The organism is Campylobacteraceae bacterium (assembly GCA_013215945.1).
GTDB lineage: Bacteria > Campylobacterota > Campylobacteria > Campylobacterales > Arcobacteraceae > NORP36.
The window spans coordinates 122,579-135,000 of sequence record JABSOM010000002.1 but is presented as its reverse complement, the minus strand read 5'-3'; the positions used below and the strand labels follow the sequence as shown (position 1 = coordinate 135,000).

10 protein-coding genes are annotated in these 12,422 nt (G+C 29.2%); 4 read left to right on the top strand and 6 right to left on the bottom strand.

The annotated features are described in order from the left end of the window. Positions 1-5: 5 nt before the first annotated feature. From HRT41_02615 to hrpB, 4 genes are all read right to left on the bottom strand, one after another. Positions 6-1,292, bottom strand: a complete 1,287-nt coding sequence (locus tag HRT41_02615) for a TRAP transporter large permease (GenBank protein NQY22899.1) — start codon at positions 1,290-1,292, stop codon at positions 6-8. After that, complete coding sequence (locus HRT41_02610) at positions 1,289-1,810, bottom strand: TRAP transporter small permease (protein ID NQY22898.1); 522 nt, start codon at positions 1,808-1,810, stop codon at positions 1,289-1,291. The genes HRT41_02615 and HRT41_02610 overlap by 4 nt, the downstream gene beginning before the upstream one ends. Before the next feature lie 9 nt (positions 1,811-1,819). Further along, positions 1,820-2,851: a TRAP transporter substrate-binding protein gene (locus tag HRT41_02605; protein NQY22897.1), complete on the bottom strand. Its 1,032-nt coding sequence runs from the start codon at positions 2,849-2,851 to the stop codon at positions 1,820-1,822. A gap of 80 nt (positions 2,852-2,931) precedes the next feature. Further along, positions 2,932-5,451 carry an ATP-dependent helicase HrpB gene (gene hrpB, locus HRT41_02600; GenBank protein NQY22896.1) on the bottom strand — a complete coding sequence of 840 codons (2,520 nt, stop codon included), beginning with the start codon at positions 5,449-5,451 and terminating at the stop codon, positions 2,932-2,934. Between the two features lie 149 nt (positions 5,452-5,600). Here hrpB and HRT41_02595 point away from each other — a divergent pair, with 149 nt between their 5' ends. Continuing rightward, the gene (locus HRT41_02595) at positions 5,601-6,761 is read left to right on the top strand and encodes a Gfo/Idh/MocA family oxidoreductase (GenBank protein ID NQY22895.1); all 1,161 of its coding nucleotides are present in this window, start codon (positions 5,601-5,603) and stop codon (positions 6,759-6,761) included. 66 nt (positions 6,762-6,827) lie between these two features. Here the strand turns inward: HRT41_02595 and HRT41_02590 are convergent, their stop codons facing one another. Continuing rightward, positions 6,828-9,104, bottom strand: a complete 2,277-nt coding sequence (locus tag HRT41_02590) for a methyl-accepting chemotaxis protein (protein ID NQY22894.1) — start codon at positions 9,102-9,104, stop codon at positions 6,828-6,830. Between the two features lie 255 nt (positions 9,105-9,359). Between HRT41_02590 and HRT41_02585 the strand changes: the two genes are divergently transcribed. Both HRT41_02585 and HRT41_02580 read left to right on the top strand, forming a co-directional pair. Further along, on the top strand, positions 9,360-9,839 hold the full coding sequence (locus HRT41_02585) for a hypothetical protein (GenBank protein NQY22893.1): 480 nt from the start codon (positions 9,360-9,362) through the stop codon (positions 9,837-9,839). A gap of 140 nt (positions 9,840-9,979) precedes the next feature. Next, the gene (locus tag HRT41_02580; GenBank protein NQY22892.1) at positions 9,980-10,462 is read left to right on the top strand and encodes a restriction endonuclease; all 483 of its coding nucleotides are present in this window, start codon (positions 9,980-9,982) and stop codon (positions 10,460-10,462) included. Positions 10,463-10,559: 97 nt separating this feature from the next. Here the strand turns inward: HRT41_02580 and HRT41_02575 are convergent, their stop codons facing one another. Then, a complete protein-coding gene (locus HRT41_02575; GenBank protein ID NQY22891.1) occupies positions 10,560-10,850 on the bottom strand; it encodes a hypothetical protein in 291 nt (96 codons plus the stop codon). Positions 10,851-11,047: 197 nt separating this feature from the next. Here HRT41_02575 and HRT41_02570 point away from each other — a divergent pair, with 197 nt between their 5' ends. Beyond that, positions 11,048-12,400, top strand: coding sequence for a hypothetical protein (locus tag HRT41_02570; GenBank protein NQY22890.1), 1,353 nt, complete (start codon positions 11,048-11,050; stop codon positions 12,398-12,400). Positions 12,401-12,422 lie beyond the last annotated feature (22 nt).

The following is a 12,422-nucleotide window of genomic DNA, read 5'->3' as shown; positions in this document are numbered from 1 at the left end:
TATCCTTATACATATTGCACTAAAAACAGTGTTATTTGTGGAAACAGTACCAATAAAAATGCCATCAACAACATAATTAAAACAAAAGGAAAACAGCCTTTCATAACTTCTGTAATACTTCCTTTGTTTCTTATGCCTTGAACTACATACAAATTAAGTCCAACAGGAGGAGTAATTAATGCCATCTCAATTAAAATAATCAAATAAATTCCAAACCAAATACTATCAAAACCGATAGCTATCATTACTGGTGCAATTATAGGAATGGTAATTACCATTAAAGATAAAGTTTCTATAAACAAACCTAAAATAATAAACAAAACAGTGACTATAAATAACATGGTATATTTTGAAATCTCTAAGGTTTCAATAAAATCAGCTAAATCTTCAGTCAATCCAATAGATACCAAAACAAAATTTAAAAAATTTGCAGCAATAATTATAAACATAATCATACCAGTTGTTCGTACCGTACCTTTAATAGATTTGATAATAACATCAACACTCAAAGAAGCATTAAAATATACAATTACTAAAGAAACCAATACCCCTAAAGCAGCACTTTCAGTAGGCGTTGCAAAACCTGTATAAATAGAACCCATAATTAAAACAAAAAGAATTAAAATAGGCAATAAGTCTTTTAATGCCAAAAATCGTTCTTTCCAAGTCACTTTTTGAAGTATTACTGTCTCTTCTTTATTAAGTAAAGAATAAATTAAAATAAAACTCATAAATAAAAGCGATAACAAAATACCAGGTACCAGTCCTGCAATAAAAAGTTTGGGAATAGAAGTATTGGTTAAAAATCCGTATACAATCAAATTAATTGAAGGTGGAATTAAAATGCCTAAGGTTCCTCCTGCTGCAATAGTTCCAGCAAAAAGTCCTGCTTTATAACCATATTTTTCAGCCTGTGGCATAGCAACTGTTGTAATTGTTGCAGCCGTTGCTACTGAAGATCCTGAAATAGAAGAAAAGATGGCAGAAGAAGCAATATTAGCATGTAACAAACCTCCTGGTAACCAAGACAACCATTTTTGCAAAGCAAAATAAATGTTTTTAGCAATTCCTGAATGCAGTAAAATTTCACCCAATAAAACAAAAAAGGGAATAGATAGCAGTAGAAAATCTGTACTAGCACTCCACGTCACTTCCCCAATAGATTCAAAAATAGCATAATCTGAGAAAAAATATCCCACCAGCGTTCCTACGCCTGCAATAGTCGAAGCAACAGGAACAGAGAGAAAAAGCAAAGACAATAATACTAAAACGCTTATAAGAACTAAAATCATACCTTCTCCTTTGAAATACCAGTATATTTATTTTTTTTATTGTCATATAAACTTTTAATTGCTTTCAATAATAAAACAAATACAACCAAAGAAAAAAATAAAAAACCCAACCACCAAATTCCTTGTGGAATCCATAAAGGTGTGCCTAAAGGTGTGTTTGCTGTGGAGTTTTTAAGTATAGATGTATACAAAACATCAAAAGAATAATACGTAAGTAATGTAGAAAAACAAAAAGTAAAACTCATAGCAATAACATCAAATAAATGTTTAAATCTTAAAGAGACTTTATTATGAATAATATCAATACGTATGTGCATTTTTTCAAACAATACATAGGATAATGACCATGAAATTAATATTCCCAAAACATAAGAAGAGAGCTCATCTGCCCCACCAAAAGAAAACGAAAAGAATTTCCTTAATACAACATCTGCGCTTATTAAAAGCACAGATGCGAAAAGTAAAATTCCACAAAAATAAATAAAATATTCAGAATTTTTCTTTAACCGTTCAATCATAATAAAACCCTACTTAGCTTCAATAGAAACGATTTTACCAATACTCTCATTCCATTGTTTAACAACTTCAGGGGATACTTTTTTAACCCATTTTGGAATAACATTGTTCACCAATATATTCTTAGCCATTACAGTATCTTCTGTTTTTACCGTATGTAAAATCATATTATTTGCTTTTCCATAAGAACAATCTTGTCCTGTAAGACATTTTTCACCCTCAGACGTTTCATAATCCGTTTTTTTCCAGGCAGGAACAGTAATATTTTTATTAATAGAAGATAATAATGTTTTTTGTTCATTTTTTGAAAATTTATCCCAAGTGTTTAAATTCATAGCCGTTACAACATATGCCCATCCCCCAATTGGTAAAGGATATAAATGATTTGCAACTTCTCCCCAACCAGAAGAATACCCAGACAAGCCACCCGTAACTGCACAATCAATAACTCCACGTTGTAGGGCTTGAGGAACTTCACTATAAGACATAGTAATACCAGTAGCCCCAATGCCATCTAAAAATTCAGCAACCGTCCAACCAGAAGCTCTTACTTTTTTACCTTTTAAGTCTTTTAATGAACGTACTTCATCTTTACAAAAAAGTATTTGAGAAGGATAAGGAACAACTGCCAATAACTTAGAGTTGAAATCATTCTTTAATGCCGCATCCAGTGTTGGTTTATACGCTTCAACTATTTTTTCAGCCGTAACAATATCATTTGCTAATGCAGGAAAATCCAAACCAGCAATTGTTTGTGAATCAGATACCACATACCCGCCTACAGTTGAAACCACATCAAAAACACCTTTTGATAATTGCCGATATACTGCTGCACCTTTTAATTTGATTTGACCCAAAGAACTTAATCTTACTTTGGTATTAACAAATTCTTTTGAAAATTCTTTTTTCCAATACGGTTTTTCATATTCTTTGTACAATGAAAGACTACTCCATGAACCAACCACTCTTAATTTTTCAGGTGCGCCATATATACTTGAGGCAAATAATACTGCACCCATTCCCACTAAAATACTTTTTTTCATTTTATCTCCTTTTTATTATTTCAAAGTATAACAAGCAGCAGTGTGTTCGAAGTGTGGTTTTTTAAGAGCTTCAAAAGAAACTATTTATGCATATTTTTTTTGGTTTTATTAGTAGCTTCTGCCGTATAAGGATCTTCTGGCCAGTAGTGTCTTTTGTATTTTCCTCTTAATTCTTTTCTTACCTCAGCATAAGAATTTTTCCAAAAACTCTCTAAATCATTCGAAATTTGTATTGCTTGCATAGCAGGAGATAAAAGATGTATTTGTAAAGATACAGTATTGTTTAAAATCTTAGGGCTTTTTTGCAAACCAAAAACTTCTTGGATTTTTACTTTTAAAACAGCCACATGGGTACTATAATCTATACTGATATATGTGCCACTTGGAACCTTTATACTTGAAGGCAAGAGGGATTCAAAAGTTTTCTTTTCTTCATAAGATAATAGTGAGCTAAGAATAGGAAATAAGTCCACATTTTTAAGTGCTTTAATACTCTTAACATTACTTAAATAAGATTCCAACCATTCTTCTAAATTATCTAATAAATATTCATCGTTTATTTTTGCATACTTTTCATTTTCAAATAAAGCAGCATTTGTGCAAGCACTTAAAAAATTAAATCTCTCTCTTAACTGTAAGGCTTTTTTACTCCAAGATAAAAGATCCAAACCTTCTTCACGTATTAAAGAAAGCAATACTTTTGAAAAACCTTCCTTTGTATTTATTTCTTTTGCTTGAACACTTAACTCAAGATTTAAAAAAGAAAGGTGTTCCTTGCATTCAAAATTTTCTTTATTTTTGTTATAAAGAAAAGATTCTTTTTTCTTTATTTGATGCGCAAAATATTTATAGATATCTTTTTCTTCAATTTTTAAAGCCATTTGAATTAAAGAATCTTTGTCTTTACTAATAATTTGCGAAACCACTAAATATTGCGTTTTGTATAAATGGTCATTCTTAGATAGTGTTGCACCTTTTTTATTACTTAAAAGATACTTATTACCTTGTTGTTCTCTTCTTTTAGCCAATCTATCCGGATAAGCAAATAATAAAAGTACTCCTATAATTGAAGCATTTAGTTTTTTATTAGAAGAGGTGATTTTTTTAATCTTTTTTATTTTTACATGCAAATTTTTGGCTTCTTTTTTCACTTCTTTTAATGCATAAGCTTTAATAATAAAACTTCTCTCATTGTTTATTACAGCTAAAAATCTGCTTTTTAAATCACAATCTCTAATCTCTTTGTTAAATATGTCTTTGTTCTCTAAAAGCGCTGCTAAAATACAAGCTTCTTCTTCATATCCCAAAACACTCGCTTTTAAAATCATATAGGAAAGTCTGGGATGAAGTCCTAACGCTAAAGCCTCTTTTCCTAAAGCTGAGATGTTTAAGTTCTCATCTATCATTTCTAGGTTTTGTAAAAGTTCATACGTAGAGTTTAGACTCTTTTGTGTGGGTCTATCTATTAAAGATATTTCATTTAAGTCTTTTACTCCCCATAAACATAAATCCAAAAGAAAAGAACTTAGGTCTGCTCTTAATACTTCTGCTTTACTTACCTCTTCTAATATCTTAGTTTTATGCCACAGTCTATAACACTTTCCATTTCCAAGCCTTGCAGCTCGCCCTGCTCTTTGAATAGCACTTTGCTCTGAAATAAAAGAAAGTTTTAATTGATTCATAGCTGTATCATGATTAAACAAAGCTACCTTCTGCGTTCCTGTATCTATTACTGTTCTTATTCCGCTAATTGTTAAAGAGGTTTGAGCAATATTAGTTGCTAAGACTATTTTTCTTTTAGCTGTAGAGTATATAGCTTTATCTTGTTCTTCTTGATTTAAAGCAGAATACAAAGGCAAAATATCAATATCTTTTATCACTTCCTCTTCTAAAAAGTTTTTTAAGGTATTAATTTCTCTTGCTCCTGGTAAAAAAACCAAGATATCGCCTTTTTCTTTATGTATTACTTCTAAACACGTATTTTGTAAAACCCTTAAAAAACTCTCTTCATCGTTTATTTTAATACTTTGCTTTAGATATATGTGTTGCAGTTCATACTGGCTACTTTTACAGCGCACTATTAAGGATCTTGGTAAAACCTTTCTAATATCTTCTTCTTTTAACGTAGCAGACATAAGTAAAATCTTTAAATCTTCTCTTAATAACTCTTGTACTTCTAAACATAAAGCCAAAGACAAATCACTGTGTATACTTCTTTCATGAAACTCATCAAAAATAACCAAGCCTATGCCTTCTAAACTTTGATCATTTTGAAGTTTTTTGATTAACACACCTTCTGTTATTATAAGTATCTTTGTTTCTTTACTGTACTTACTGTCATTTTTGATTTGATACCCAACACTTTGACCTATACTCTCATTTAACATTTTTGACATCTGTTTTGCTAGTGTTCTTGCAGCCACACGTCTGGGTTCTAAAAGAAGTATTCTTTTGTTTTGTACATAGCTTTCTTGCATTAAAGACAAAGGAACCAAGGTGGATTTACCAGCACCTGGGGGGGCTTCTAAAATAAGGGTTTGATTGTTTTGCAAAGAAGTTTTAATCTCTTCTAGTACTGTATTAATAGCTAGGTTTTTCATTTGTTTATTATACTGCTTTATACTAAAGGCAAACAAGGTTTTATGTCTTTTTTAAATTGAAAAAAATAATATATAAACTTCTGCTTTTTAGGTGTATACTATAAAAAATAAGTTTTATGGGAGTTCTAATGCAAAAAAGAAAAATTCGTATGGGTATGATAGGTGGTGGACTAGAAGGTTTTATAGGAGCTACGCATAGAAAAGCTGCTTTTTTAGATGGCCATATTGATTTAGTCTGTGGTGCTTTTAGTTCTAATGCAAAAACCTGTATAACTACAGGTGAGACTCTTTATTTAGAAAAAAATCGTTGTTATGCTTCTTATACAGAAATGATAAAAGAAGAAGCGTTACTTCCTACACATATTCGTATGGATTTTGTCTCTATTGTAACACCCAATCATTTACACTATCCTATGGCAAAACTAGCACTTGAACATGGTTTTCATGTTATGTGTGATAAACCCTTGTGTTTTGAAATCAAAGAAGCAGAAGAACTGCAAGCTTTATGTAAAAAGAAGCATTTAATCTTTGGTCTTACTCATGCTTATACTTCTTACCCTATGGTTAAACAAATGCGAAAAATGATAGAAGATAACAAACTGGGGAAAATACGAAAAGTTATTGTTGAATATCCCCAAGGTTGGTTAAGTACTCCTTTGGAAGATACAAATCACAAACAAGCTCTTTGGCGTATGAATAAAGAACAAGCTGGAATTTCTTGTTGTATGGCAGATATTGGAACCCATTGTTTAAATCTTTTGGAATATGTTACACAATTAGAAGTGCAGTATGTATGTGCAGATTTAAGTACTTATGGAAAAAATCGTAGTTTAGATGATGATGGAAATGTTCTTTTACGTTTAAACAAAGAAGTAAAAGGAATACTTCATGCTTCACAAATCTCAGTGGGAGAAGAAAACGATTTGAATATTCGTATTTATGGTGAAAAAGCCAGTATCTCTTGGTCCCAAATGACTCCCAATACCCTAGCTTTTAAACAACAAGATAAAATAGCCCAAGTATACAGCGCAGGAGCTCCTTATCTAGAAGATATAGCTAAATACAATACCAGACTTCCTTCGGGTCATCCAGAAGGTTTATTAGAAGCCTTTGCCAATCTATATAGAAACTTTGCATTTTGTATACAAAACAAACAAAATAATCAGAACAACAAAAAAGAGAATCTTGATTTTCCTGGAATAAAAGAAGGTATTAGAGGCATGCTTTTTATGCAAGCCTGTGTTTACAATTCAAAAAGTGGTGAAAAATGGACAAAAGTAGAGCAGAAGAAAGTAGAGAAGAACAAATAAAAACTTCTCTCATTATAAGTAAGAAAAGTATTTACATAAATACCTTTCTTTTCTTATTTCTCTTTATTATTGAATAAATTTTTTACCATCAGCACTTTGTAAAATGACTCTTGCAATATCATCCGTTTCATTGGCTATATCTTTGGTTGTATTAGAAATACTTGCATTCTTCTGTGTTTTATGATCCAGTTCATTAATAGCAGAATTTATTTGCGCAATTCCTACTTCTTGTTCTTTACTTGCACTTTGCACATCTGTAATAAGTTCTATGGTTTTAGAAATATTTTCATTCAGTCCCAAATAACCATCAATCATTTTAGAAGCAATGTGTTTTCCATCATTTGCTTTTATTGAAGCAGCTTCTACAAGTGCTTTGATTTCATTTGCAGCTTCTGCTGATCTTGAAGCTAAGTTTCGTACTTCTTGGGCAACAACAGCAAAACCTTTTCCAGCTTCTCCTGCTGTTGCTGCTTCAACAGCTGCATTAAGAGATAAAATATTGGTTTGAAAGGATATTTGATCTATTACTCCTATTGCTTCTTTAATAGAGGATACTTGTTCATTTATATCATTCATTGCTTGTGTTGTTTCTTCTGCAAGATTTTTTCCTCCATTTGCCGAAGTATCTAATTCTTTTGCATACGAAGACATTTTAATTATGGTTTGATTATTGTTCGTGATATTAGCAGTAATCTCTTCTAAAGCAGCAGCCGTTTCTTCTAGTGCAGCAGCAGATTCATTTGAATTTGTATTTAATTCACTTACATTATTAAGTAAAACCTTACTGCTTTTTCCTAAGGCTTCTCCATTTGATTTATTCTCAAGCAACATTTCATTAATTATGTCGGCCAAAGCATTTAATCCCAAAGATGTTTTTCCCGTGGCATTTTGTATTCTATGAGTAAAATCAAGATTTTGATAACTTATTAAAGCATTATGAATTTTATTTAAATCAACAGCAACATCTCTTGCCATTATTTCAAGCATTTCATTAATCATAATTTTTAAATCTTCTAGGTTTTTATTGTGAGTACTTTTAGTGATTTCTTGTTTGATTTTTCCCTCTTTTACAAGAGAAACAACTCTTTTAACATCATTAATTAAAACAATATCTTCTTCCATTAGATCTCTTGTTTTTGTGATATTTTCATTTACTTCTTGAGCCATCAAACCAATTTCATCTTTGCTCTTCACCTCAAGTAAACTTACTGTTTTATTTTCTTTGTTTAAATACTTGAAAAAATCCCTTAATCCGTATTGAAAATTATTTAAAGGTTTGATTACTTCTTTATTAATCACAAAATACGTAATAAGAGAAATTATAATTAAAAACACAAGAGAGATAATAGTACTTTGAATTTTTATATTATTTGAAGCCATTAATACTTCTTCTTCTGTAATTTCAGAAATAATCGCCCATTTTAGATCTTCACCAATTTTAATAAGTGCATAAGCAGATAAAACAGCTTTTCCTTCATAGTTTTCTATAATTTTAGTATCTGATTTACCTTTTAAAGCATTTGTTGAAGCCAGTGTTTTTACAGCTCCCTTAGATGGATTTAAAAAAGATGCTTTTGTACTGTGTGTTTTAGGTTTTAAATAACTGTCACTTCTCATTAAATAATCAGTTCCCACAAGATAATCTTCTTGGGTTTTTGCATAACCTTTTCTAAACTTCATTACATTATTAATAGCAATATCACTTATTTGAAATACCAATATGGCTGTAATTTCTTCATCTTCAAAAACAGGAGCACCTAAAAACATCGTAGGAGTATTATTGCTTGGGCCATAAGGTTTTATATCCACAAAAGTAGCTCTTTTATTTTCCATCGTTTTAGCAAAGACTTCACCTAAACCACTGTTTTTTAAGCCACCTGTTTTTAAATTTTCACCATAATCAGACTTTTTATCAACAGCATAAACAACCTGCCCAGTTTCAACATTAATTAAATAAATATTCGCATATTTATTGGCTTTCATATAACTTGAAAAAAAGTTCTCATGAGGTTTGGTCATTGCTTGAACCAACTCTTCATCAATAGGAAATTTTCCTTCTGCATTAATATTCATTTGACCTTCAATACTGTCCATATCGTAAGCCAATTCATTAACATCTTTTGTTTTAGCCAGCATATTAATATCTGCAATTTTTTGCATAAAAAAGTTCTTAATTTGTTCTGTTTTACCATCACGTGCAGATGTTAAAGAACCATAACTCATTTGAGTAAGCGCTTGGCTTGCTTTATTTACAGAAATAAAACCAACTGCACCTGCTATTAAAAACAATCCTAAAAGTGTGATTGCTAAAATTTTTATCTTTATACTTAGGTTTTTAAACACCAAATCTCCTTTAAAAAAAATACTTTACATGAAAGATATGACAAATATATGATAAATAATTTAAATACTAGACTGTTATATGGCACTTATAGACCAATAATTGAAATAAAATAATTAATAGTCTAATACTTATTCTCAAATAAGAGAAAAAACAAGTACTATATTAATCCAAAAAAACAAACATACATTCTTATTTCTACTTATTTAATAAACACTTGGTTATGATGAATCAAAATAAAAAAGAAGAAGATAAAGATGCAAAAACAAGAAAAATTAAGTCCTTTAAAACCCAATGAATTAAAAGAATTTATAGAAAAAAATACATACTTAATATACGAATATATCAATAAAGAAGTATTAAAAAATACAGCCATAATAAACAAAGCGTATTTTATAAAAACAATAAAAGATATCTTTGCAAAAAATTCAACTCTTTTAATAAATCAAAATATTCTGCCCTACTCTTTTTTTACACTTCTAGGAAAAAATGGAAAACTGGATTATACAAGTTTAAGAGAAGACACAATAAATTTAAGCAAAATAAATAAAGAGTCTTCCAGCTATTATAATTATGTAAAATTCTCAATAACAGAAGATCTTTTCATTATAGAATTAATGCAAAATAAAACAGGAGGCATGGCTATAAAAGAAGATATTGTAAAGTTTAAAAAAGAGATTTTCATTAATAAAAGTGGCTTAGATACTTTTATATTAAAACAAAAAGACAAAACATAAAATAGTGTATTTCTAAGCTTAATACGATTTAATAATAAATAAAATTTTATGCAAAAGCTTTAGATTTTGTACTTTTAAGTATAATGATTCCATAAAAAAATACGAAACCATAAAAACAAGGAATAGAATGAGAAATTACAATGCTTGAAATGATTATTGCTTCATTTTTAAAGATATGGCACTTAATACCACTGATTATTTTTATTATATTGTTAAAAAAATTTGTTAATAATAAAGACAAAAAAAGTAGAATAAATAAAAATGATGAAAATGAAAAAAATGGTCTTACGCTAGAAGTACGTACTCAAAAGAACTATGAAAATTTAGGTTATGAAGTAAAGTACCAAAAAAAACAAGAGAATACAGAAGAAATAGATCTTGTTTGTAAAAGAGATAATAAAATACTCCTAATTCAATGTAAAAATGATTCAAAAACAAAATCAATTACAGAAGATGACATAAAAACATTTTATAAAAATGCACTTCAATATCTGAAAACAAATGATATAGAAAAAAAAGATGCCCAATTTAGGTATGTAGTTGCCTACAGTGATGTTTTACATAAGTCAGCTATTAAAATACTAAGAGATGATTTTTACAATTGTAAGTATGTTGTTTTATAAATAAAAGCTTTTATTCTTATCTTCACTTGTTTTTTTAATAGAAAAAAGAACACAGTGAAGAATCCTTCTTGCAAGTACTTGATTTAATGAAAAATACTTATACCGTCCAGTAAATAAAATTCATTCTTGCATTAGAAGGATGATAATCCTCTCTTAACTCAAAGTTTGTATCTAATAATTCTAAATCTCTGATTTCACGCAAAGCAAATTGTCTCCACGTCATATCACCTGAAGCATCACTTCCACCTTCAAGTTGAAAAGCACTTAGAGTATCTTTGCCTGTGGCTGATTCTCCAAAGGTATAAGGTTCAACCAGTCTGTTTTTATTTTTATAAGTAAATCGCAAGACTTGTTTATTTTCAATTGCTATTTTAATTATGTTTTCCATTTATTTCCTTATTCTTTTAGAAAAGGAGTATACAATACTTGAGTTTTATTTGTAGTAATCACCTCTCATAGTTTTTTAAAAAGTCTAAATTCATGCTGTGTATTTTAGTATTAAAGAACATTTAGTTTTTCTAATTTATAAAAATCATGTTAATATAAGTATAATAAAATTAAATTATTTTTATATAGGACTTCAATATGCCACAGGTAAATAAGAAAGATATTTTAAAAATTATTTCATCTATCTTAGACATAGACCAAAGACTTACGGGAATAGATTATTTAAAAGAATTTATAAAAAACATTGCCCTTAATTTGGATGTTAAGTATGCTTTAATCGGTCACCCTACAGGGGATTCTTTAAGTGAATTAAAAACAGATGTTGTCTGGGCAGTAAATGATTTTGCAGATAATTTTGTCTATAATCTAAAAGATACACCCTGTGAATTGGTACTTACAGGTGAGCGTGTATGCATACATGACAAAAATGTTATTAAAGACTTTCCTGATGATAAACTCTTACAAGATATGGGTATTGAAGCATATATAGGAGCACCTGTTGTATCTCGTACAAAAACAGGAGTATCCAGTATTTTAGTTCTTTTAGATGATAAAACAATGGAAAACAAAGATTTTTTTGTTTCAATTGTAGAGTTTCTTGCTTTAAGAGCAAGTGCTGAAATTACCCAACATCACATAGATGAAAGTTTACAGCATAAAGTAGATCAAAGAACATTGGAATTAAAAAAAGCAAAAATCGAGATAGAGAAAATCAATAAGAATTTAGAGAAAAGAATAAAAGAAGAAATAAATGAAAATAAAATAAAACAGCAAATCATTTTTCATCAATCTAAAATGGCAGCAATGGGTGAAATGATTGAAAACATTGCCCATCAGTGGAGACAACCACTCTCTGTTATTTCTACATCAGCAACAGGATTAATACTTAAAAGCGAAATCTCAACACTAAATAAAGAAGAAATAGTGAATACAATGGAGTGTATAAATAATCATACGCAATACTTATCACATACAATTGATGACTTCAGAAAGTTTTTTAGTCTCAAAAAAGAAAAAAATACATTTTGTCTAAAAGACAGTATCAAAAAAGTTTTTAAACTTCTTTCTTCTGAGTTTGCAAACTCCAATATAAATATTATAGAAAATACACAAGAGGTATGTATTATTAGTTATGAATATGAGTTAATTCAAGTACTTATTAATATTTTAAACAATGCAAAAGACCAATTACTTGAAAAAGAAATAAAAGAGAAATATATATTCATAGATATAAAAGTTAAAGAGAACGTAGAAATAAGTATAAAAGATAATGCACAAGGCATTCCAACTAAGTTACTTCATAAAATTTTTAAACAACATTTTACGACCAAATCAAAACAAAATGGAACAGGTATTGGCTTGTATATGTCAAATATGATTATTACAAAAAATCTTAAGGGAGAAATAACCGTGTCAAATAAAAAATTTACGTATAACAACACAGATTATAAAGGTGCTGAATTTAAAATCATTTTACCGCATAAAATTTAAACAAAAAAGCCATTCTTTCTTC